This window comes from Marivita sp., from assembly GCF_020055635.1.
Taxonomy (GTDB): Bacteria; Pseudomonadota; Alphaproteobacteria; order Rhodobacterales; family Rhodobacteraceae; genus Marivita.
This window is the reverse complement of the sequence record NZ_JAIPUT010000013.1, coordinates 69,101-90,308: the sequence shown is the minus strand read 5'-3', so window position 1 is coordinate 90,308 and position 21,208 is coordinate 69,101. Positions and strand designations below refer to the sequence as shown.

The following is a 21,208-nucleotide window of genomic DNA, read 5'->3' as shown; positions in this document are numbered from 1 at the left end:
TCCGGTTTGTACGTCTGTTTTGTACCGGATTCGTCCGGCTCCGGTGAAAGATTGTACAAAACCGCCCCCGCGCGCGCAGCTTTGCGTTTGCCAATGCCTCGCGCCCGGCCCAGATTGAAGGCGATGTGGTTCGATGCTCTGTCCCTGCCCGCGCTGATCGCGGGGTTCCTTGCGACTGCCACGGTGATCGCGGTGGTTGGCGTCCGGCTGACCGAAAAGGCCGACCAGCTGGCCGACCGGACCGGCGCGGGCGAGGCCATCACCGGGGCGGTTCTGCTGGGCATGGCCACATCGCTTTCGGGCACTGTGGTCTCGGTCACGGCGGCGATGGATGGCGAGGCGTCGCTGGCCTTTTCCAACGCCGTGGGCGGGATCGCGGCGCAGACCGCCTTTCTGGCGCTGGCCGACATCACATACCGGCGCGCGAATCTTGAACATGCCTCGGCCGATCCGGCGATTCTCTATCAGGCGAGCCTGCTGACCTTGATGCTGGGCCTGCCGCTGGCGGCCTGGACCGGGCCGGAGGTTTCGGTGCTGGGGGTGCATCCGGTGTCGCTGCTGTTGCCGGTGATCTATGTCGCCGGGCTGCGGGTGGGCGGACAGGTGCGGGCCGCGCCGATGTGGCGGCCCGTCAGCACGCCGCAGACACGGGAGGACCGGCCCGAAACCGACCATGAGGCCGAGGGCAGCCTGGTTTCGTTGCTGCTGCGCTTTGGCGCCCTTGTGGTGATCCTGGGGCTGGCGGGCTGGGCCATGTCCAAGATCGCCGTGCAAATGCCCGAGCAGATGGGCATTCCGGCGACGGTGGTCGGGGCGCTGATGACGGCGGTGGCGACATCGCTGCCCGAGCTGATCACCACGCTGGCCGCCGTGCGGCGCGGGGCGGTGCAACTGGCCGTGGGCGGGATCATCGGCGGCAACACCTTTGACGTGCTGTTCCTGACGGCGGCGGATGTGGGTTATCGCGACGGGTCGATCTATCACGCGATCGGGCGCGCCGACATGTTCTGGATCGCCGTGGGCATGTTGATGACAAGCATTCTGCTGATCGGGCTGATCGTGCGCGAGCGCCACGGGCCGGGGCGCATCGGGGTCGAGAGCAGCGCGCTGTTGCTGGTCTATGCGGGTGCGGTTGCGGTGCAGGCATTCATGGCGTGACGCGGCGCGCGGTGGCAGGTCACGCGCCCTGCCCGCCGTCGCGCGCCACGATCCTGATCCCGTCGCGGATGGCATCGGAAGGGTGGGTTATGACCCGCTGCCCGGCCTCGAGCCCCGAAAGTACCTGAGCGGCGGTTTCGTTGCGCCGCCCCAGTTCGATCACCTGAAGGCGCGCGGTGTCGTCCTTGTCGGCGACGAACACCGCCCAGTCCTGCCCCCGGCGGAAGATCGCGCCCAGAGGCACCTGCAGAATATCATCGGCCTCCCATTCGACGATGCGCAGAAAGACCGAGAACCCGTCGCCAAGCCCGGCGCGATCCGCGACCGGGGTCACGAGATCGAAGACCACATCGACGCGCTGTTCCTCGATCCCCAAAGCGGACACCTTGGTATAGCCCGAGGGTTCGACCTTGGTCAGTTCCGCCGCCAGCGTCCCCGCCCCGCCCCAGCGTTCGACAACGGCGCGCGCGCCGGGCGCGAGGCGCACGGCATCGGTCGAGAGAAGGTCGGCCACGATTTCCAGATCCTCGGGCCGCCCGACCGACAAGAGCCGCGTGCCCGCCGCGACGGGGCGTTCGCTGATCGTGTCGATGCTGAGCACCCTTCCATCCACCGGCGCATGAAGGCGCACGCAACAGGAGGAGGATTGCCCGGCATCGTCGCCCGGTTCGATCAGCGCCGCGCGCACCCTGTCGAGCGCGCCATTGGCCCGTTCGAGATTGGAGGCGGCGGCATCGGCCCCGGCCTCGGCGGTTCGCAGGCGTTGTTCGGCATCCTCCAGACGGGTGATCGAGGCGACGCCGCGTTCCACCAGCGTGCGGGTGCGCTCGTGATCGGTGCGCGCGTAGGTCAGTTCTTCCTCGGCCTGGCGCAGCGAGCTGCGCGCCGAGACAAGCGCGGCTTCGGCCTCGCGCACGGCGGCTTCGGCCTGAATGCGGCTGCGCATGTCCAGAAGGCCCGGCGCGGCGGGTTCGACGATGGCGACCACGGTTTCATCGGCGATGACCGGATCGCCCTCGCGCACGGGCGAGCGGCGCGCGATCCCAGCGATCGGCGCGGCGACCTCGTAGATTTCGGCGATCCGGGTGCGGGCATCGGCGTTGACCGTCACCTGCATGGGCGCGCGGGTCAGTTCATGGAGATCGACCGGCACCGGATCGCTGCGCAGCGCCAGCCAGCCAAGACCGAGCGCGGCGGCGGCGCCAAGGCCATAGAGTAGGACATTGCGGGCTTTGAAAGGCATAAGATATTATTCCCGTGTTTTCATGACAGCGACAAGGTCGAGACGATCAAGGCGGCGGCGCACCAGCAGCGCGGCCCCGAGGGATGCGGCCAGCACAACGAGGCTGGCGCGGGCGAATCCGGCGGGTTCCAGCACCAGCGGCACGGAATAGAGGTCCGAGGCCGATCCGCGCGCCAGCGCCGACGCGATCACCCCGCCAAGCGCCCAGCCCAGCGGCTGCGCCAGGAGCGCGAGCAGCATGGTTTCCCCGATCAGCACGAAAGAGACTTCGCCCCGCGTGAAGCCGAGGATTCGCAGGCTGGCAAGTTCGCGGGCGCGTTCGGAAAGCTGAATGCGCGCGCCGTTATAGGCGACGCCGACGGTAATCAGCATCGCGATCGATATATAGACGGTGGTCATGGTAGTGACGTTGCGCCGGATCGTGTCTTCGAATGAGCGGCGCATGCGGGTCAGCATGACAAGCCCGCTGAGTTCCGGCGTGTCCTTGAGCACCGCATGAAGCTGCGGCAGGGCGGCATCGTCGATCAGCAGGTTGGCGGCGGTGATGCGCGGCGACTGGCGTTTGAGGCGGTCAAGCGTGGTGCTGTCCACATAGGCGCCAAGCCCGACATATTGCGTGACCAGACCGGCGACTGGCAGGTGGTGGATTTCGTCGCGCCCGTCGGGAAACTCGATGGCAACCACGTCGCCGGGGCGGGCTTCGAGATGTGCCGCAAGGCGTTCGGACAGGAGGATCGCGCCGGGGGGCGCGTCGATTACATGGCCCGCCGCGTCAACGATGCGCGAGAGGTCGGCGCCGGGGGGACGGGCCTCGAGGGCGGTGTCCTTCTCAAGATGGCCGTGGCGCAGGGTGGCGGGCTGGAATTGCTGGCCCTCGGCCATCAGCACCCCCGGCAGGTTGGTGACATCCTGAAGGGCGTCATCGCGCAGCCCCGGTGAAAAGAGCAGCATCGCATCCTGCCGGTTGGATTGGTAGAATGCCTTGTCGAGGATCGTGTCGAGCGCGTCCGAAAAGAAGCTCGAGGCCACCAGCACCGCCACCGCCAGCGACAGGCCAAGCGTGGTCAGCCCCGAGCGCACCGGCCAGCGCATCAGGCTGCGCAGGATCATCATCACCGGCTGCGACAGGCGCAGGCGCGAGAGCGCGCGATCAAGCAGACCGCGGCTGAAGCGGGGCGGTGCGGGCGGCGACATCGCCGTTGCGGGCGCGAGGCGCGCGGCGTGAAGCGCGCTGCGCGCCGCCCCGAGCGCGGCACTGGCCAGCGCCAGCAGCCCCGAGATCGCATAGGCATCATAGGCGACGCGGTAGATGAGGTAGGGAAAGTCGAAGAACTGCGCATAGAGCCGCGCCAGGGCCCCCGAAAGCCAGGTTCCAACGGCCCAGCCCAGAAGCGTCCCCACCACCGCCACCAGCCCCGCCAGCATCAGGTAATGCACGCAGATTTCCACGTCGCTGTAGCCGATCGCCTTGAGCAGCCCGATCTCGGCGCGTTCCAGCGCGATGATCCGCCCGATCACCATGCCCACCAGAAAGGCGGTGATGCCGAAGAAGATCGGCGGCAGGATGATGGCGGTGCTGCGCAGTTGTTCGATCTCGGCATCGACGAAACTGTGCGAGGTCTGGCTGTCGCGCCCATGCGCGCCGGTGCCGCCATAAGGGTCGAGCAGGATGTCGAGCCGGTCGATCACCTGCGCTTCGGGCGCGCGGGGATCGAGCTTGAGCGTCACGTCGTTGAAGGCGCCCTGCATGTCGAAGGCGGCATCGGCAACGCGCGCGGGGACGAAGAGAATACCGAAGGTCTCGGCGTCGGGCATCATCGCGCCGGGGCCGATCGTGTAGATGAACTCAGGCGACAACAGCGTGCCGGTCAGGGTCAGCACCCGTTTGCGCCCGCCCATGTTGGCGGTGAAGCTGTCACCGGGGCGCAGCCCGTTGGCTTCAGCGAAGGGCGCGTTCACCGCCACCTCGCCGGTGGCGGCGGGGTCCGGCAGGCGGCCGCTGCGCAGCACCGGGCGATTGAGCAGCGGCGCGCCCGTTTCGGGCAGCGAGATCATCTGCCCGGTCACCGTTTCGAGCCGCCCCGGAACGTTGAGGATCACATGCTTGACCACCCGCGCCTCGGCCTGCCGCACGCCGGGGATGGCGCGGATTTCGGACAATATGGAATCCGGCGCGCGGTTGGCCGCGGCGAAGACATCGGCAAAGCGGTTGCGCTCGTAATAGGCGGCGCGGGTGTCCTCGAGTGCGCCATACATCCCGAAGGTGGTCATCAGGATCGCCACCCCGCAGGCCAGTACCAGCGCGATGGCCAGCGCCTGCGCCCAGAGGCGGCGAAAATCGCGCAGCAGTTTCTTGTCGAGCGCGTTCATCATTCCCTACCAGTGGATATCCGCCGGGGCGATCCGCTCGGCATTGGTTTCGATCCGCTCGATATGGCCGTCGCGGAACCAGATCACCCGATGCGCCATGCGGCGGATTTCCGCGTTGTGGGTGATGACGGCGGTGGTGGTGCCCAGCCGTTCGTTGATATCGCGCAGCGCCTCGAGCACCTGCACGCCGGTCTTGCTGTCAAGCGCGCCGGTGGGCTCGTCGCAAAGCAGCACCTCGGGGCGTTTGGCGATGGCGCGGGCGATGGCGACGCGCTGCTGCTCGCCGCCCGACATCTCGGCGGGAAAGTGATCCATCCGCGACCCCAGCCCGACCTGTTCAAGCGCCTCGTCGGGCGACATCGGATCGCGCGCCACATCGGTCACAAGCTGCACGTTCTCGCGCGCGGTCAGGCTGGCCACGAGGTTGTAGAACTGAAAGACGAAGCCGACGTGATCGCGCCGATAGCGCGTCAGACCGCGATCCCCGAGCCCCGTGAGTTCAAGATCGCGGAACCAGACATGTCCGGCGCTGGCATGATCGAGCCCCCCGAGGATGTTGAGCAGCGTCGACTTGCCCGAGCCCGAAGGGCCAAGCAGAACCGACAACTCGCCGCCGTAAAGTTCAAGATCCACCCCGGCCAGCGCATGCACCTTGGTCAGGCCGCTGTCATAGACCTTGGTCAGCCCTTCGGTGCGAAACATGGTTTCGGGCGCCGCGGCGGGTGCACTCATGAATCCCCCTCCGCCGGCGTTGCGGGGAGGATGAGCGGGCAGCGCGCCGCATCGAGCAGACGCGCCAGGGGCGGCAGTTCGGCGCGCGGGGCCGCACCGATCACCGCCGCCGGGCGATGGCGTTCAAGCCGTGCCAGAAGGGCCTCAGGCCCGTCACAGGTGACGATATCCGGCCCCCCGGGTCCGGGGGGTGCGAAAGTGAGAAGCGGCTTGCCAGCTTCCTGCGCGAGCCGCGCGGCCAGCGCCGCGAGGCCAGGGGCCGGGGGCGACGCACCGGCGATGAGCGCCACGCAATCGGTGCTGCCCGGATCGCGGGAAAATCCGTAGATCAGCACATCCCCGGCGCCTGCGCCCTGATCGAGCGCGGTCACAAGCCGCCCCTGCATCTGGCGGAACGCCGCCGCAAGCGAGGCCGCCTGGGCGGCGTGCTGCAACTGGCGCTCGAAGCGGCGGGCATCGGCGCGAAATGCCGCCTGCATGCGCGCCGATGTCACCTCGACCACCTGCGCACCGGTAAAGCCGATGCTGCGCGCGCGCGGCGTGGAGGCAGCGGCCATGATCGCCTCGTCCGCGACCAGTACACCGTGGAGGTCGGCGCCCATCTGGCGGGCGATCTCGACCGCGACCCGGATCGCGCCTTCGGCATCAAGATAGCAGGTCGCGCCAAGGATCACGCGGGCGCGACGGGTTTCGGGGGTCATGACTTGCCCCCCTGCTCCAGAACCGTGCGTCCATAGGCGCGCCGCGCATCGGCGAACCCGCGCAGCCGGGCTTCGACGCGCGCGTTGATGCTGCCTTCGGGATAGGCCCCGTCCGCATCGCGCGCCCCTGCCCCGCAGCCCATCAAAAGCGCGATGGCTTCATCGAGATGCGCGACGGGAATGATGCGGAAGCGGTCCGCTTCGACCGCCTCGATCACCCGGCGGCGCAGGGCGAGGTGCTTGGTATTGGAGGCCGGGATCAGCACGCCCTGACGCCCCGTGAGGCCGCGCGCATCGCAGATATCAAAGAAGCCTTCGATCTTTTCATTGACCCCGCCGATGGCCTGAATCGCGCCGAACTGGTTGATCGAGCCGGTGATGGCGAAGGACTGGTCGATCGGGGCCTCGGCCAGCGACGAGATCAGCGCCAGCAGTTCGGCCGCGGAGGCGCTGTCGCCATCGACACCGCCATAGCTTTGCTCGAAGACGAGGCTCGCCCAGAGCGACATCGGCAGATCAGTCGCATAATTGGCCGCAAGATAGCCCTGAAGGATCAGCACCCCCTTGGAATGGATCGCCCCGCCGAGTTCGGTCTCGCGTTCGATATCGACAAGTTTGCCGCCGCCCATCCGGGTGCGCGCCGTCAGCCGCGAGGGCCGCCCGAAGGCATAGCCGCCGATCTGAAGCACCGAAAGCGCGTTGATCTGGCCGGTGGCCGCGCCATCGGTGTCGATCAGCACCGTGTCGCGGTTGATCGCTTCATGGCTGAGTTCGCGAATCCGGCTGGCGCGGCGCTCGCGCTCAAAGAGCGCCTTTTCGATATCGGTCGGGGTGATCGCATCGTGGCCGTTGCCATCGGCCCAGTGATCGGCCTCGCGCAGGATATCCGACAGCGTATCGGTATTGAGCGTCAGGCGTTCGGCGTCACCGGCAAGGCGGGTGGCCTCGCGCAGGGTGGCGGCCACGGCGCCCGCATCGAGCGGGCGAATGCCGGCCTTACGCGCGATGGCGGCGATCATGCGGGCATAGCCTTGCCGCGCGCCGGCGTCATCGGGCAGGTGGTCGTCAAGATCGGCCTCAAGCTTGAAGAGATGCGCGAAATCGGGGTCGAGCGCCGAAAGCAGGTAGTAATGCAGCCGTTCGCCCACAAGGATCACACGGGTTCTGAGCGGAATCGGATCGGGATCGAGAGAGACCGTCGAGACAAGGCTGAGCCGCTCGCCAGGCGAATAGATCGAGATCTCACCGGTGCGCAGGCAGCGTTTGAGAGCGTCCCAGGCGAAGGGCTCGCCCAGCACCTGAAGCGCGTCGAGCACGATGAAACCGCCATTGGCGCGGTGCAGCGCACCGGGGCGGATCATGGTGAAATTCGTCACCAGCGCACCCATCTCCGAAGCGTATTCGATGCGCCCGATCAGGTTGCCCAGCGTCGGCAGGGTTTCGCGGATCACCGGCGCGCCGCCGCCCTTGGCCGCGCTGCCATCGCCGACGATCACGTTGACGGCGTAGCGCTGAAACTGGGGGCGGGTGTAATGTTTGGAGGTCGCGCCGGGAAACGGGCCGCCCTGCATCTGGTCGTCGCGCATCAGGAAAAGCTGTGCGTTCTCGATCAGGTCGGCGCGCACCGTTTCGAGATAGGCGCGCAGCGCCTCGATTTCGGGCAGTGCATCGGTCACGTCGGCGATGGCGTCCTCGACCCCGGCGCGGGCCATCTCGTAATTCAGTTCCTCGACCTGGCGGCGATGGTCCTTTTCGCGCGCGGGGGCGGCTTTGAGGATCTCGCCCAGAGCGTCCTGGATCTCGTCGACGGCGGCGTCGATCTTCTCCTGCTCCGACTCGGAGAGGGCATTATACTTGTCGGGCGTCAGCACCTCGCCGTCATGCAGGCCGGTGACGGTAAAGCCCATCGGCGTGCGCAGGATGGCGACATCGCGGGCGCGGGCGCGCTCGAAGAGGTCCGACATCGCCTCTTCGTGTTCGTCGGCGAAGCCCTGTTCGATGGTATTGCGGCGCGATTGATAATCTTCGGATTCAAAGAGCGCCGGGATGGCGTTGGCCAGATCATCCACCAGCGCCTCCATCGCCTTGCGCAGGCGCACGCCGATACCGGGCGGCAGTTCAATGGCGGAGGGTTTGTGGGGTGTTTCGAAATTGTTGACATAGACCCAGTCATTGGGGCGCGCGCGCCCCGCCGCCGCCTCGGTCAGGATCCCGTCCACGATCCGGTGGCGCCCGGTGCCCGGTGTGCCCAGAACAAAGGCGTTGAAATCGCCATGCGGGATGCTGGCGGCCATGCGGATCGCATCGACCGCGCGGTCCTGCCCCAGCCAGCCTGTTTCGGCGGGCAGATCGGCGGTGGTCGAAAAGTCGAACTCTGCCGCCGGGACCGGCACGCAAAGCGCGGCGGCGGGCAGCGGGGCGGGATGAGCGGGATCGGCGGGATCATTCATGAGCGGGCGAAACCTTCTGTAATTGCAGATCGGGACGCGCGCCCAGTCTAACGCGATGCGCGCTGTGCGTCTTGACTCAAATCAGGAAAGCGCATGGTCTTTGCGCTGGCATGTCGGCAAGGCGGGCGCTATGCACGGGCGCCAACGAAAGGCGTGGGACAAGGGCGATGGCGCCAGTGCAAACAGCGAATGACCGGGTGTGCCTCAAGGGCGTGAGCGTCCGCTTCGGCGCGCGCGAGGTGCTGCGCGACCTGACGCTGGCGCTTGATTCGCGCCGCGTCGGGATCGTCGGGCGCAACGGGTCGGGCAAGACCACGCTGGCGCGGCTGATCGCCGGGCTGATCGCACCCGATGCCGGGCGCGTCACGGTGGCGGGCGTGGATGTCTGCACCGACCGCAAGGCGGCGATCCGCACGGTCGGCATCCTGTTTCAGAACCCCGATCACCAGATCATCTTTCCCACCGTCGAAGAGGAGCTGGCCTTTGGTCTGCGCCAGTTGGGCCAGCCCAAGGCCGAGGCACGCGAGGGCGCGCACGCCATGCTGGCGCGGTTCGGGCGCGAGGACTGGGCAGAGCGCGCGGTCGATGGGCTCTCGCAAGGGCAGCGCCACCTTGTCTGCCTGATGGCGGTTCTGGCGATGGAGCCGCGCGTGATCGTGCTGGACGAGCCCTTCGCGGGGCTGGATATCCCGACGATCCGCGCCTTGCGCAGCTACCTCGAGGCGCTGCCGGTCACGCTGATCCAGGTGTCGCATGACATCAGCGCGCTGCAATCCTATGAGCGGGTGATCTGGCTGGAGGGCGGGCAGGTCGCCGCCGACGGCCCCGCCGGGGAAACGCTGGCGCGTTACCTTGCGGCGATGCAGGAGGTGGATGATGCTGACGCTGACCTCTGAGATCCGCACGCCTTATCATCCGATCCGCGCAGGCGCCAAGCTGGCGCTTTTATGCGCGGCGACGGTGGGGCTGTTCATGCTGGACAGCCTGGGCGCGATGCTGGCCGCGAACGCGGCCGTCGCAGGGCTTTACCTTGTGCCGGGGCGGCAATTCGCCAAGGATGGTCTGCGGCTGCTGAAGCCGGTCTGGTTCTTCGTGGCGCTGGTGCTGGCCTGGCATCTGCTGACGCAGGACGGGCGCGCGGGACTTATCATCGCGTTGCGCCTGACGGCGGCGGTGGCGCTGGCGAACCTGGTCACGATGACCACGCGGTTCGATGATATGGTCGAGGTGGTGCTGTGGCTCTTGTCGCCGCTCAGGCGGCTGGGGGTCAGGACCGCGCCCATCGGATTCGCGATCGTGCTGGTGGTGCGCTTCATCCCGGTGCTGCTGGCCAAGGCGCGCAACCTGATCGAGGCCTGGCGCGCACGCAGCCCACGCCGCGCGGGCTGGCAGGTGGCGCTGCCGATCGCGCTGGTGGCGGTCGACGATGCCGAACACGTGGCCGAGGCGCTGCGCGCGCGCGGCGGTTTTGACGCAGAGTGAGCCGCAGGGGAACGCGCGAAGAAACAAACGACTGAACGACAAGAAAACGGACAGACAGAAGGAAACGCGACATGGAACGTCAGATCACACTTATCGCCCTTTTCGCCGCGCTGATCGCGGTGCTGGGGCTTGTGCCGCAATTCACTCTTGCCTCGGGTGTCCCGATCACTGCACAGGGCATGGGCATCATGCTGTGCGGCACGGTTCTGGGCGCCAAGCGCGGCGCGCTGGCGGTGCTGTTGTTCCTGGCGCTGGTGGCGCTTGGCCTGCCGCTGCTGGCGGGGGGACGTGGCGGCCTGGGCGTCTTTGTCGGCCCGACCACCGGCTTTTTGATCGGCTTTCCGATTGCCGCCTTCGTGGCCGGCTGGATCGTCGAGCGGATGCGCAACACCCCGATCCTGACCGCCGCCTTCATCGGCGCGGTGATCGGCGGGATTCCGGTGCTTTACGTCTTTGGCGTCATCGGCATGTCCATCACCCTGGACAAGACGCTTGTCGAGGCCGCGCTGCTGGTCACGCCGTTCATTCCGGGTGACCTGATCAAGGCCGGGCTGGCCGCCGCGCTGACCGCGTCGCTGCTCAAGGCGCGTCCGGCCAGCGTGCTGTCGCGCGGTTAAGCGCCTTCGAGGCGGTCGAAATCGAGCGGCGTCCTGTACTCGATTTCGACAAAGGCCATCGGCTGCGTGCCGGCATTGATCACGTTATGCTCGATGCCGGTGGGCCGGTGATAGGTGCGCCCCGGCGGCAAGGTGACATCGTTCGCCGTGCCGTCGGGCATTTCCAGCTTCATGCGGCATTCGCTCAGGGCAACGATGACATAATCGAAGCCGTGGACATGCCAGCCGGTTTCGGCACCGGGTTCGAAATCGAAACGGGTGACGCGATGCTGGTCGGTGTCGGTCAGTATCTCGGGCTGTGCTTCGGGGCGGTCTGACATCTGTGGCCTCCTGAAAAGCTGAAAACGATCAGGCGCAGCTTAGCGGGTCGTAAAGGCTTGGCAAGCGCCGCCAGCCGCCGCGCGCATTCAGGGATGGATCACCACGGCACCGCCCTGCCCCGGCGCTAGATGCCCCAGGCGGCGCATTTGCGGTCTATGGTCTTGCGCGACACGCCAAGGCGGCGGGCGGCCTCGGCGCGATTGCCGTCGCAGGCGTCCAGAACATTGAGGATATGGCGCTGTTCCACCAGTTCGAGCGTTTCGATCGCCTCGGGGCCGGTGATCGCGCCCGCGCCCGAAAACTCGACAGGGAAGGCCCCGAGGATCACCGAGCGTTCGATCAGGTTGCGCAATTCGCGCACATTCCCGGGCCAGTCATGGCGGCTGAGCTTGAGCAGGACCTCCTGGTTGAGATCGAGCTTGGGCAGGCCCAGGCTGCGGGAAAACTCGCTCATGAAAAAGACCGCGAGTTCGACGATATCCTCGCTGCGTTCCCTGAGCGGTGGCATTTCGATGCGAAACACGTCGAGCCGGTGGAAAAGATCGGCGCGAAACCGCCCCTCCTTCACCGCCTGTGGCAGATCGGCATTGGTGGCGAACAAAAAGCGCAGGTCAAGCGGGATATCGCGCTCGGCCCCGGCGGGGCGCACGCGGTGATCCTCGAGCACGCGCAAAAGCGTCGCCTGCACCTGTTGGGGGAGTTGCGCCACCTCATCCAGAAACAGCGTTCCGCCATCGGCATGCAGAAACAGCCCGTCCTTGCGCCGTGTGCCATCCTCGATCACGCCAAAGAGTTCGGCGGCGATCTGGTCGGGCGAGATCGCCGCGCAATTGACAGCAACGAAAGGCTTTTCGGCGCGATCCGACATCCCGTGAAGAGTGCGCGCGGCGACTTCCTTGCCGGTGCCGCTGGCGCCGGTGAACAGCACCGAACTGGGCAGTGGTGCCACCCGCGCCAGCATGTCGCGCACCGATTGCAGGGCCGGGGAATTGCCCAGAAGCCGCGCCTGCACGACGCTGTTTTCCGAAAGTTCGTGGCGCAGCAGGTAGTTGTCGCGTCGTAGGTATTTGCGGTCGAGCGCGCGGGCGGCGGCGTTCAGAATCTGGTTGGCGCGAAACGGCTTGAGCACGAAATCCGCCACCCCGGCCCGCAGCGCCCGTATCGCGGTATCAAGATCGGCATAGGCGGTAATCAGGATCGCATCGGCAAAAAGCCCGACGCGGCGCTGTTCGACCAACCAGTCGAGCCCCGATGTTTCGGGCATCACGTTGTCGACGATCACCAGATCGAAATGCGCCTGGTCGAGAATGCCCGACGCCTCGCGCGCCGAGCGCGCCTGTTCCACACGTTTGCAGCGCGGGGTCAGCACCTTGGTCAGGAAATTGCGCATGCCCGGCTCGTCGTCGATCACCAGGATCGACGCGGCGGCGAGGTTCTCGCCATAGTCGTCCTCGGGGCGGCCATCGCCCTTTTGTTGCCCGCCCGCCGCGGTCATTCGGCCGCGTCACCCAAGCGAACGGCGGCACCGGATTGTCTGTCCTGACTGGAGAACCCGATCTGGTGCAGGATGTAGTCGCTGGCAAAGGCAATCACCACGCAGGCGGCAAGGGCGGTATAAAGCGCTTTCATTTCAGTTCTCCTGTTGGGGGGATGATGAATCCGGCGCCGTGGCCTTGCGCAGGAAGGCGACGAGATCGTCGCGGTCGGAGGGGTCGGTGATACGTTGCATCGGCATCTTCGAGCCGGGGATGAAATGGTCCGGACCGATGTCGAACAGCGCGTCGATCGTGTCATCCGACCAGGTGATATCCGCGCCCGCCAGCGTATCGGAATAGGGATAGCCCGGCAGCGCCCCCGCCTTGCGCCCGAACACATCATATAGCGTCGGCCCCGCCTTGCGCGAGGGCGGCGGCGTCAGCGCATGGCAGACCGAGCATTTGCGCATGAACTGGCGCTCGCCATTGGGCATTGTCGCAGGATCACGCAGGAAGCTGCGTTGCTCCCCGCCCGCCGGATCGAATTCGCTCAGCATGGCGACGGGCCAGGAATAGACCACGTCGTCAAGCCCTCCCGCCAGGATCGAGGCGCCGTCATCGGCGAAGGCCAGCGCCCAGACCGGACCGCGGCGCATGGCGCGGAAATCGCGGGCGATGCGCCATTGAGCGCTGTCGATCATCATGATGAAGCCATGCCCGTCGCCCACCGCGAGCTGGGCGGTTGGCGCGTGATGCGCCATGGAAAGGATCGGGCGGCGATCAAGCGAGAAATCGGCGATCTGCGCGCCGCTTTCGGGGTCGATCACACGGGTGACGCCATCGACCGCGCCATAGGCCAGCCAGCCGTCATCCGGCCCCAGGATAAAGCGGTTCACGCCAAAGCCGTGATTGGCGAGAATCCGGTTGCTGCCGTCATCCGTGTTCCAGATCCGGATCGTTCCATCCGCCGAGGCCGAATAGAGCCGGTTGCCCCGCGCGCCGAAGGCCACGGCGTTCACCCCGGCGTCATGCCCCTTGAGGAAACGTGGCGCGGCTTCGCCCGTAAGCGGCCAGAGGCCGATGCTGCCGTCCCAGCTGGCCGAGGCCAGCAGCGCCCCATCGGGCGATTGCGCCAGCGCCGCGACCTTGCCCTTGTGACCGTCGCGCCGGGTGGCCGCGCCGCTGTCGATATCCCACAGGATCACCGCGAAATCGTCGCCCCCCGAGGCCAACCGCCCCGGCGCCAGAAAGATCACCGTGTTGACGGCCGCGCCATGCCCCTCGAGCCAGCGTGGTTCGCGCCCGCGCCAAAGCCCGACGGAGTTGTCGAAACTGGCTGTCGCCACCTGCCCGCGCGCATCGTCATGGGCCACGCCCATGATCGGGCCGCCATGACCCTTGAGCGTGGTGAAGTCCTGCGCGGCGGCACCGAGGGCCCCGGACATGCAGAGCATCAAGGCAAGGACCGGCCTGAACATCGCTTATTCCGCCGGTGTCGCCGCCTTGCCGTCCCTCACGGGGGCCTCGCCTTTTTCCTGAAGCTCCTCGAGCCACAGGCCGTGGTGTTCGCGCGCCCATTGCTCTTCGACCTCGCCCGAGCCCATGGCATCGAACGCGCCTTCCATGCCGACCGAGCCGATATAGATATGCGCGAGGATGATGCCCATCAGCACGAAGCCGACGATCGCGTGCCAGGCCTGCGAAAGCTGCATTTCCTGGTGCGGCGCAAGGTCGGTGGGCAGAACCCCAAAGCCCAGCAACTGCGGCAATCCGGTGTCGTTGAGGATCACGAAGGTCTTGGCGAACATCGGAATTTCGAAGGGAAACAGAAGCGATACCCCCGAGACCGAGATCGACACGCCCAGCACCATCACCGACCAGAAGATCAGCTTCTGTCCGGCATTGAACTTGCGCGCCGGAGGATGCACGCCGGATGTGAAGATGCCGCCCCCCACCGCCAGCCACTTGAGGTCGGTCCGGTTGGGAATGTTATGTGCCACCCACATGACGAAGGCCATGACGAGACCCAGCATGAAGGCCCAGGCGAAATTGTTATGCACCCATTTCGAGGCGAGTGCGATGGTCGAGAACGCCTCATGCCCGAAGGCCGGGATCAGGAATTGACGCCCCATGAGCGAAACCAGCCCGGTAATGCCCAGCACGATGAAGGACCCCGCCATCAGCCAATGGGCGAAGCGTTCGATAAAGGCGAAGCGCGTCACCGTGCGGCCGGTCTTTTCGCCGTCGATGCGGATCTTGCCGCGAAAGAGGTAAAACAGCACCAGAAGGCCCAGCACCGCCACAAGGCCCCAGCCGCCATAGGTCACAAGCGGACCCTCGCGGAATTGCAGCCAGGCCATGCCGGCATCCTGCACCAGAACCTTGGCCTCATCGCCCCCGGCCGAGACCTTCACATTCGCGTCGTTGAAGCGCAGATCGCGCCAGACATCGGAATCCGACACCCCGCCCAGAGGGCCGAGGCCGGGCGCGGATTCGCCCGCCCCCTCAGAGGTGCCGCGCCGGAACTCGTTATCGACCGTCTCGCCGCGCTGGCGGGCAAGGATGTCTTCCAATGTGGGCGCGCCACCGGTTGCGGCGCGGTCGCCCTGCGTGCCACCCGAGGCGGCGCCGGAATCAGAGGTCGTGTCCTGCGCGGTTCCAGGCCCGGCAAGGGGCGCGGCCAGCAACAGGGACAGGATAAACGTATACAGAAGACGGGTCATGGCGATCTGTCCGATATATCAGGTTAATGGCAATGCAGGACGGGCGGCACGCTTGGCCGCCCGCCCGCATGTCACGGGCCGGGGGCGCGGCCAGCCGCGCCCCGCAAGCCGAAAGGATCAGCCGCCCTTTTGCTCATAGGCGGTGCCCCAGCCCCAGGCCCCGCTGCCGAAGCCGCGGGCCACGACGCGTTCGCGGTAGATGCCCGACACGACGTCGCCATCCCCCGCCAGAAGCGCCTTGGTCGAGCACATCTCGGCGCAGATGGGCAGTTTGCCCTCGGCGATCCGGTTGCGCCCGTATTTCTGGAACTCGGCCTGGCTGTTATTGTCTTCGGGACCGCCGGCGCAGAAGGTGCATTTGTCCATCTTGCCACGGCTGCCGAAATTGCCGGCCTGCGGGAATTGCGGCGCACCGAAGGGGCACGCATAGAAGCAATAACCGCACCCGATGCACAGATCCTTGGAGTGCAGGACCACACCGTCTTCGGTCTGGTAAAAGCAGTCCACGGGGCAGACCGCCATGCAGGGCGCGTCGGAACAATGCATGCAGGCCACCGAGATCGACCGCTCGCCGGGTTTGCCATCCTCGATGGTCACGACCCGGCGCCGGTTGATGCCCCAGGGCACTTCATGTTCGTTCTTGCACGCGGTGACGCAGGCGTTGCATTCAATGCAGCGTTCGGCGTCACAGAGGAATTTAGCTCTAGCCATTTCCGTTTCTCCTTATGCTGCGCTGATCTTGCAGAGAGTCGCCTTGGTCTCCTGCATCTGGGTGACAGAGTCGTAGCCGTATGTCTGGGCGGTATTGCATGATTCACCCAGAACATAGGGGTCCGCACCGTCGGGATATTTGCTCCGACGGTCTTCGCCCTGGTAATGGCCGCCGAAATGGAAGGGCATGAAGGCAACGCCCTCGCCCACCCGTTCGGTGACCATGGCCATGACCTTGACCTTGCCGCCCTCGGGCCCTTCGACCCAGACCTGCGCGCCGTCACGCACCCCGAGATTATTGGCATCCCGCGGGTTGATTTCGACGAACATGTCCTGCTGAAGTTCGGCCAGCCAAGGGTTGGACCGGGTTTCATCCCCGCCGCCCTCGTATTCGACCAGACGCCCCGATGTCAGGATGATCGGGTAATCCTTGGCGAAGTCGTTCTTCTGGATCGACGCATAGAGGGTGGGCAGACGATAGTCGTGCCGGTCCTCGTAGGTGGGATAATCCGCGACCAGATCGCGCCGGTTCGTATAGAGCGGCTCGCGGTGCAGGGGCACCGGATCGGGGAAGGTCCACACCACCGCGCGGGCCTTGGCATTGCCGAAGGGTGCGCATTCATGCTTGATCGCGACCCGCTGGATCCCGCCCGAAAGGTCGGTTTTCCAGTTGGTATCCGGACCGGCGATCGCGTCGATCGTGGCGCGTTCGTCATCCGTCAGGTCGCCATCCCAGCCCAGATCCATCAGCATCTGCATGGTGAACTCGGGATAGCCGTCCTGGATTTCCGAACCCTCGCTGAAGACGCCCTCGGCCAGAAGGTTGTCGCCATCGCGTTCCACCCCGAAACGGGCGCGGAAGGTCAGGCCACCCTTACTGACGGGTTTGGACATGTCGTAAAGGTTCGGCGTGCCGGGATGGTTCATCTCGGGCGTGCCCCAGCTTGGCCATGGCAGGCCGTAGTAATCGCCATCCGCCGGACCGCCGATCGCCTGAAGGCTGGTGCGGTCGAACGTGTGCTGGTTGGCCATGTGCATCTTGAGCCGCTCGGGGCTCTGGCCGGTGTAACCGATGGTCCACATCCCGCGATTGATCTCGCGCAGGGTGTCCTCGATATCGGGTGTCACCCCGTCATCCTCCAGCGCGATATTGCGGAAGATGCGGTCATGGAAGCCGAACTTCTTCGAGAACAGGCCGATGATCTCGTGATCGGTCTTGCACTCGAACAGCGGCTCGACGACCTTGTCGCGCCATTGCAGCGAGCGGTTCGAGGCCGTGACCGAGCCACGGGTTTCGAACTGCGTGGCCGCGGGCAGAAGATAGACACCGTCGGTGCGATCATTGAGCACCGCCGAGACCGTCGGGTAGGGATCGATCACGACAAGCATGTCGAGCTTTTCCATCGCCGTCTTCATCTCGGTCATGCGGGTCTGCGAGTTGGGCGCGTGGCCCCACAGCACCATGGCCCGCACCTTGTTGGGCTGGTCCATGTTCTCGGTGTCTTCCAGCACGCCGTCGATCCAGCGGCTGACCGGGATGCCCTTGAGGTTCTGGAGCGACTTTTCCTTGCCGTCCGCGCCTTTCAGCGTGTCGAACTGTGCGGCCAGCCATTCGGGGTCTTCTTCCCAGACACGGGCCCAGTGGCCCCATGCGCCCGCCGACAGGCCGTAATAGCCCGGCAGCGTGTGCGACAGCACGCCAAGGTCGGTTGCACCCTGCACGTTGTCATGACCGCGGAAGATGTTGGTGCCACCGCCCGAGCGGCCCATGTTGCCCAGCGCCAGCTGCAGGATGCAATAGGCACGGGTGTTGTTGTTGCCGTTGGTGTGCTGGGTGCCGCCCATGCACCAGATCACGGTGCCGGGGCGATTGTTGGCCAGGGTGCGCGCGACGCGCTCGAGCTGGCTGCCCGGCGTGCCGGTGACGCGCTCGACCTCTTCGGGGGTCCATTTGGCCACTTCGGAGCGGATCTGGTCCATGCCCCAGACACGGGTGCGGATGAACTCCTTGTCCTCCCAGCCGTTCTCGAAGATGTGCCACAGAAGCCCCCAGACCAGCGCCACGTCGGTGCCGGGACGGAAGCGCACATATTCGTCGGCATGGGCCGCGGTGCGGGTGAAACGCGGATCGCACACGATCAGCGGCGCGTTGTTCTGCTCCTTGGCCTTGAGGACATGCAGCAGGCTGACCGGGTGCGCCTCGGCGGGATTGCCGCCGATGATGAAGATCGCCTGGGATTTGTGGATGTCGTTGTAGGAATTGGTCATGGCGCCGTAGCCCCATGTATTCGCAACCCCCGCCACCGTGGTGGAGTGGCAGATCCGGGCCTGGTGGTCCACGTTGTTCGTGCCCCAGTAGGCGGCGAACTTGCGGAACAGGTAGGCCTGTTCGTTATTGTGCTTGGCGCTGCCCAGCCAATAGACGCTGTCGGGGCCGCTTTCCTCGCGGATCGAAAGCATCTGGTCGCCGACCTCGTCGATCGCCTGCTCCCAGCTGATGCGCTTCCATTCGCCACCCTCTTTCTTCATCGGGTATTTCAGGCGGCGTTCGCCATGCGCGTGCTCGCGCACCGATGCGCCCTTGGCGCAATGCGCCCCGAGGTTGAACGGGCTGTCCCAGCCCGGTTCCTGGCCGACCCAGACGCCGTCCTGAACTTCGGCGACGACGGTGCAGCCGACCGAGCAATGCGTGCAGACGGATTTGATGGTATCGACCGCGCCCTGGGCCGCCGAGGCAGCGCTTGCGCGGGTTACGGTGCCGCCCGTGGCACCGATTGCGGCCAGGCCACCAATGGCCAGACCGGAGCCGCGCAGAAAGGCGCGGCGGTCGACGGAATTCCCGACGACCTCGGACAGGATACTGGTCCGCTGGGAGCGTCTCGCAACCCCGTTGGTCTTTTTCCTAAGCATGTCTGTTTCTCCTCCCGAGCGTGCCCGAATGGGCTTGCTGGGTACTAAGTTGACCGCCGGCAGTCGGGCCTATCGCAACCAGTCGCCGGCAGAGCGGGATGACCTTGTCCGGTTCAGAACCGGGCAGAGTCGAAGTACGCGCGCGTATGCGCGGTGTCCTGCATCCGTTCGGATGCGGGATCGGGCGTGGCCGCTTCGGCCTGCCCGCCGCTCACAGCCGTCACGACCGCGACCGCGGGCGCGCCGGTGGCGGCCATTTTGAGAAAATCGCGACGGCTGGCGCCATCCTCAACCTTCTTTGACATGAGAGTCCTCCTCTCGTTGCAGATGGCGGTTGCCCGCCGGTGAATGCGGATCACTCCGCGCTCATTCGGAAACCCTCGGCCTCGATCTCCATGAACACCCGGCCGACGGCGCCGACGGGAGCATAGAAAACCGAGTTCTTCGCGGCCTCCAAATCACTGAAGAAATGCCCGGCCCATGGGCCGACATGTCTGTTGAAAAACGTCTTCTGATCGCCCAGCGAGGCCGGCGACGCACCGAAGCGGCCGGTGATCATCCCGGCCATCATCTCCATCAGCGAGGCGATGTTGTCTTCGGGCTCATAGACGTTTTCGGCCCGCGTCATCGAGCGCGCGGCCATGTCCCGGCGCAGCGCCGCAAGCGGCTTCTCGTTCAGGAACCCGGTCAGGTAATAGCTGGCATAGGGCAGCAATTCGCCCCGCCCCAGCCCGATGAACAGCGCGTTGAATTCGCGTTCCACGGCAGGCTGGCGCGTGTGCTGCGCGATCCGCGACAGCGCGCCGATGGCGGTGCCAAGGTCGGTCTCGTCGCCCGACAGTTTCGCGCTTTGGTCCAGCAATGCCTGATTGGGCGGCCCGGCCAGAAGCACGCCCAGGAAATCGTAAAGATCGGCGCGCAGCCTGTCTTCCTGGGCGATGGCGTCGGTCATGCTGCGTTGCTCCATGGCTGGGTCGGCTCCTGCGCTCATGCCCCGGCCCCATCGCTCGCGCCGAAGGCAAATCGCATCCGGCGGCGGGGGGGCGCTGTTTCGGTGTCGGCTTCGGGTTCGAATCCGGTTTCGGGGGCAAAGGCCGCCCGGTCGCGATCGCCATGCCCCACGTCCGGCGCGTCATGCTGCGCGATCAGCGGTTCGGGATCGGTTGCGGGTGCGGTTTCCGTTTCGGGCGCGGCTTCGGACTCGGGCAGCGTTTCGGATTCCGCCTCGGGTTCCGCATCCGCGGCGTCGGCCTGACGGGCCAGCTCCTCGACATGCGCCATCATGCCTTTACCGACCTGATAGGCGGTCTGCATGTTCTCGAGCACCTTGGCACTGTCGGTGAAATCCTCGCCATAATCCAGCAGCCCATCCAGATTGGCCAGCGCCGGGTTGCTGATCCAAAGGCGGCGCAAAGCGCGGCGGCGAATACGGTCGGGCACGGCCTTGGCCATGAACGCCTTGAAATCGGCACCGGACCCGAGCGTGTCGGGATCGGGCAGGCCCAGTTCCGCGAGAAGCTCCGCATCGCTTTTCTCGGCCTGTTCGGCCTCTTGCAGGGCAGCGACGCGCGCTTCCTCGGTGCGCAGGGCGGCCTGCTCCTCGTCTTGAACCTTCGCCTTGCGGCGGGACCAGAAATCAGCGGCGCGGGTCAATTCAGCCTTTCCTTTCGGGCCTGGGGCGCAAGATAGACATCGGTCAGTTGCTTGACGCGCGGGTCGCCGACACTGTGTTCGACCTTGTCGGTGCGCACCCGGTCGCGGCGGCGCTTCTTGAACTCTTCCTCGATGTGATGCTGGTCGATGAAATCCTGAACCCAGGCCATCAGCCCGTCGGGCATGGCAACCTTTTCGACGATCTCTTCGCCGCTGTCGCAATAATCCTGCGCCTCGTAGGGCGAGGCCGTCACCAGCACCACGTCGAGCGGGGCGATCGCCGCCTCGGCCCCGGTGGCGTGACGCAGCACCACGTAGACGCAGGGCACCTGCGCCGCGAGCCCGTGGACATAAGCATCGGTCTCGGCGCCGTGCAGTTCGAGAAGCGGGGTCGCGGCGTGGAATTCGACGCTTTCGCCGTCACGGCGCAGTTCGCGCCAGTCGGCATCGCCAGCACCCGGCAGAACACCGACCGCTTTCCAAGCCCACTTGGCCCAACGGGTCACGCCCGGCTTTCGCCGGATCACGACACCAAGCGGCATGCAGGCATACCTCGACGGATTGTGAACCACACCGTTCCTCCCAGTTCGGTTGATTCAAGACTGGTACAGATTTCGAACCGCTCAAAGTAAAAATTGCATTCAATCGCACACATCGGAAGC

The 21,208-nt window shown here is 66.0% G+C and carries 20 protein-coding genes; 4 read left to right on the top strand and 16 right to left on the bottom strand.

Annotation, left to right across the window (positions count from 1 at the left end):
* Positions 1-123: 123 nt before the first annotated feature.
* Positions 124-1,158, top strand: a complete 1,035-nt coding sequence (locus tag LCF60_RS09000; RefSeq protein WP_292291253.1) for a sodium:calcium antiporter — start codon at positions 124-126, stop codon at positions 1,156-1,158.
* A 19-nt stretch (positions 1,159-1,177) separates the two neighbouring features.
* Here the strand turns inward: LCF60_RS09000 and LCF60_RS08995 are convergent, their stop codons facing one another.
* Genes LCF60_RS08995 through LCF60_RS08975 form a run of 5 tightly spaced genes read right to left on the bottom strand, consistent with a single transcriptional unit; the run spans position 1,178 to position 8,654 of the window.
* Entirely contained in the window at positions 1,178-2,401 is a 1,224-nt protein-coding gene (locus tag LCF60_RS08995) for an HlyD family efflux transporter periplasmic adaptor subunit (RefSeq protein WP_292291252.1), read from the bottom strand.
* Positions 2,402-2,407: 6 nt separating this feature from the next.
* The gene (locus LCF60_RS08990) at positions 2,408-4,774 is read right to left on the bottom strand and encodes an FtsX-like permease family protein (protein WP_292291250.1); all 2,367 of its coding nucleotides are present in this window, start codon (positions 4,772-4,774) and stop codon (positions 2,408-2,410) included.
* A 3-nt stretch (positions 4,775-4,777) separates the two neighbouring features.
* The gene (locus LCF60_RS08985) at positions 4,778-5,503 is read right to left on the bottom strand and encodes an ABC transporter ATP-binding protein (protein ID WP_292291249.1); all 726 of its coding nucleotides are present in this window, start codon (positions 5,501-5,503) and stop codon (positions 4,778-4,780) included.
* Entirely contained in the window at positions 5,500-6,204 is a 705-nt protein-coding gene (locus LCF60_RS08980; protein WP_292291248.1) for a hypothetical protein, read from the bottom strand. Before LCF60_RS08980 ends, LCF60_RS08985 begins: the two co-directional genes overlap by 4 nt.
* On the bottom strand, positions 6,201-8,654 hold the full coding sequence (locus tag LCF60_RS08975; RefSeq protein WP_292291246.1) for an AAA family ATPase: 2,454 nt from the start codon (positions 8,652-8,654) through the stop codon (positions 6,201-6,203). The genes LCF60_RS08980 and LCF60_RS08975 overlap by 4 nt, the downstream gene beginning before the upstream one ends.
* A gap of 167 nt (positions 8,655-8,821) precedes the next feature.
* Between LCF60_RS08975 and LCF60_RS08970 the strand changes: the two genes are divergently transcribed.
* From LCF60_RS08970 to LCF60_RS08960, 3 genes are all read left to right on the top strand, one after another.
* Positions 8,822-9,550, top strand: a complete 729-nt coding sequence (locus LCF60_RS08970) for an ABC transporter ATP-binding protein (RefSeq protein WP_292291245.1) — start codon at positions 8,822-8,824, stop codon at positions 9,548-9,550.
* Positions 9,531-10,136, top strand: a complete 606-nt coding sequence (locus LCF60_RS08965; RefSeq protein ID WP_292291244.1) for an energy-coupling factor transporter transmembrane component T — start codon at positions 9,531-9,533, stop codon at positions 10,134-10,136. The genes LCF60_RS08970 and LCF60_RS08965 overlap by 20 nt, the downstream gene beginning before the upstream one ends.
* A gap of 71 nt (positions 10,137-10,207) precedes the next feature.
* The gene (locus tag LCF60_RS08960) at positions 10,208-10,753 is read left to right on the top strand and encodes a biotin transporter BioY (RefSeq protein ID WP_292291243.1); all 546 of its coding nucleotides are present in this window, start codon (positions 10,208-10,210) and stop codon (positions 10,751-10,753) included.
* Here LCF60_RS08960 and LCF60_RS08955 read toward each other — a convergent pair.
* From LCF60_RS08955 to LCF60_RS08905, 11 genes are all read right to left on the bottom strand, one after another.
* Positions 10,750-11,073: a cupin domain-containing protein gene (locus tag LCF60_RS08955; RefSeq protein ID WP_292291242.1), complete on the bottom strand. Its 324-nt coding sequence runs from the start codon at positions 11,071-11,073 to the stop codon at positions 10,750-10,752. The genes LCF60_RS08960 and LCF60_RS08955 overlap by 4 nt on opposite strands.
* A gap of 125 nt (positions 11,074-11,198) precedes the next feature.
* A complete protein-coding gene (locus LCF60_RS08950; RefSeq protein WP_292291240.1) occupies positions 11,199-12,569 on the bottom strand; it encodes a sigma-54 dependent transcriptional regulator in 1,371 nt (456 codons plus the stop codon).
* Positions 12,566-12,703 (bottom strand): hypothetical protein, encoded by a 138-nt coding sequence (locus LCF60_RS08945; protein WP_292291239.1) that lies wholly within the window; start codon positions 12,701-12,703, stop codon positions 12,566-12,568. Before LCF60_RS08945 ends, LCF60_RS08950 begins: the two co-directional genes overlap by 4 nt.
* Position 12,704: 1 nt before the next feature.
* Complete coding sequence (locus LCF60_RS08940) at positions 12,705-13,994, bottom strand: c-type cytochrome (protein WP_292291237.1); 1,290 nt, start codon at positions 13,992-13,994, stop codon at positions 12,705-12,707.
* A gap of 36 nt (positions 13,995-14,030) precedes the next feature.
* On the bottom strand, positions 14,031-15,272 hold the full coding sequence (locus LCF60_RS08935) for a formate dehydrogenase subunit gamma (protein WP_292291236.1): 1,242 nt from the start codon (positions 15,270-15,272) through the stop codon (positions 14,031-14,033).
* 117 nt (positions 15,273-15,389) lie between these two features.
* Positions 15,390-15,983 (bottom strand): formate dehydrogenase FDH3 subunit beta, encoded by a 594-nt coding sequence (fdh3B, locus tag LCF60_RS08930; RefSeq protein WP_292291235.1) that lies wholly within the window; start codon positions 15,981-15,983, stop codon positions 15,390-15,392.
* A 12-nt stretch (positions 15,984-15,995) separates the two neighbouring features.
* Entirely contained in the window at positions 15,996-18,893 is a 2,898-nt protein-coding gene (locus LCF60_RS08925; protein ID WP_292291233.1) for a formate dehydrogenase subunit alpha, read from the bottom strand.
* A 113-nt stretch (positions 18,894-19,006) separates the two neighbouring features.
* Complete coding sequence (locus LCF60_RS08920; RefSeq protein WP_292291231.1) at positions 19,007-19,198, bottom strand: ubiquinol-cytochrome c reductase iron-sulfur subunit N-terminal domain-containing protein; 192 nt, start codon at positions 19,196-19,198, stop codon at positions 19,007-19,009.
* A gap of 50 nt (positions 19,199-19,248) precedes the next feature.
* On the bottom strand, positions 19,249-19,884 hold the full coding sequence (locus LCF60_RS08915; protein WP_292291229.1) for a molecular chaperone TorD family protein: 636 nt from the start codon (positions 19,882-19,884) through the stop codon (positions 19,249-19,251).
* A complete protein-coding gene (locus LCF60_RS08910; RefSeq protein ID WP_292291227.1) occupies positions 19,881-20,546 on the bottom strand; it encodes a DUF3306 domain-containing protein in 666 nt (221 codons plus the stop codon). The genes LCF60_RS08915 and LCF60_RS08910 overlap by 4 nt, the downstream gene beginning before the upstream one ends.
* The gene (locus LCF60_RS08905; RefSeq protein ID WP_292291225.1) at positions 20,543-21,088 is read right to left on the bottom strand and encodes a DUF3305 domain-containing protein; all 546 of its coding nucleotides are present in this window, start codon (positions 21,086-21,088) and stop codon (positions 20,543-20,545) included. Before LCF60_RS08905 ends, LCF60_RS08910 begins: the two co-directional genes overlap by 4 nt.
* Between the last annotated feature and the right edge of the window lie 120 nt (positions 21,089-21,208).

Excerpts from the sequence above, each read along its gene's own strand:
- LCF60_RS08920 (WP_292291231.1), bottom strand. The coding sequence starts at position 19,198 with ATGTCAAAGAAGGTTGAGGATGGCGCCAGCCGTCGCGATTTTCTCAAA.
- LCF60_RS08935 (WP_292291236.1), bottom strand. The coding sequence starts at position 15,272 with ATGACCCGTCTTCTGTATACGTTTATCCTGTCCCTGTTGCTGGCCGCG.
- LCF60_RS08985 (WP_292291249.1), bottom strand. The coding sequence starts at position 5,503 with ATGAGTGCACCCGCCGCGGCGCCCGAAACCATGTTTCGCACCGAAGGG.
- LCF60_RS09000 (WP_292291253.1), top strand. The coding sequence starts at position 124 with ATGTGGTTCGATGCTCTGTCCCTGCCCGCGCTGATCGCGGGGTTCCTT.
- LCF60_RS08975 (WP_292291246.1), bottom strand. The coding sequence starts at position 8,654 with ATGAATGATCCCGCCGATCCCGCTCATCCCGCCCCGCTGCCCGCCGCC.
- LCF60_RS08940 (WP_292291237.1), bottom strand. The coding sequence starts at position 13,994 with ATGTCCGGGGCCCTCGGTGCCGCCGCGCAGGACTTCACCACGCTCAAG.
- LCF60_RS08925 (WP_292291233.1), bottom strand. The coding sequence starts at position 18,893 with ATGCTTAGGAAAAAGACCAACGGGGTTGCGAGACGCTCCCAGCGGACC.
- LCF60_RS08905 (WP_292291225.1), bottom strand. The coding sequence starts at position 21,088 with ATGCCGCTTGGTGTCGTGATCCGGCGAAAGCCGGGCGTGACCCGTTGG.
- LCF60_RS08980 (WP_292291248.1), bottom strand. The coding sequence starts at position 6,204 with ATGACCCCCGAAACCCGTCGCGCCCGCGTGATCCTTGGCGCGACCTGC.
- LCF60_RS08960 (WP_292291243.1), top strand. The coding sequence starts at position 10,208 with ATGGAACGTCAGATCACACTTATCGCCCTTTTCGCCGCGCTGATCGCG.
- LCF60_RS08995 (WP_292291252.1), bottom strand. The coding sequence starts at position 2,401 with ATGCCTTTCAAAGCCCGCAATGTCCTACTCTATGGCCTTGGCGCCGCC.
- LCF60_RS08965 (WP_292291244.1), top strand. The coding sequence starts at position 9,531 with ATGCTGACGCTGACCTCTGAGATCCGCACGCCTTATCATCCGATCCGC.
- fdh3B (WP_292291235.1), bottom strand. The coding sequence starts at position 15,983 with ATGGCTAGAGCTAAATTCCTCTGTGACGCCGAACGCTGCATTGAATGC.
- LCF60_RS08950 (WP_292291240.1), bottom strand. The coding sequence starts at position 12,569 with ATGACCGCGGCGGGCGGGCAACAAAAGGGCGATGGCCGCCCCGAGGAC.
- LCF60_RS08970 (WP_292291245.1), top strand. The coding sequence starts at position 8,822 with ATGGCGCCAGTGCAAACAGCGAATGACCGGGTGTGCCTCAAGGGCGTG.
- LCF60_RS08945 (WP_292291239.1), bottom strand. The coding sequence starts at position 12,703 with ATGAAAGCGCTTTATACCGCCCTTGCCGCCTGCGTGGTGATTGCCTTT.
- LCF60_RS08990 (WP_292291250.1), bottom strand. The coding sequence starts at position 4,774 with ATGATGAACGCGCTCGACAAGAAACTGCTGCGCGATTTTCGCCGCCTC.
- LCF60_RS08915 (WP_292291229.1), bottom strand. The coding sequence starts at position 19,884 with ATGAGCGCAGGAGCCGACCCAGCCATGGAGCAACGCAGCATGACCGAC.
- LCF60_RS08955 (WP_292291242.1), bottom strand. The coding sequence starts at position 11,073 with ATGTCAGACCGCCCCGAAGCACAGCCCGAGATACTGACCGACACCGAC.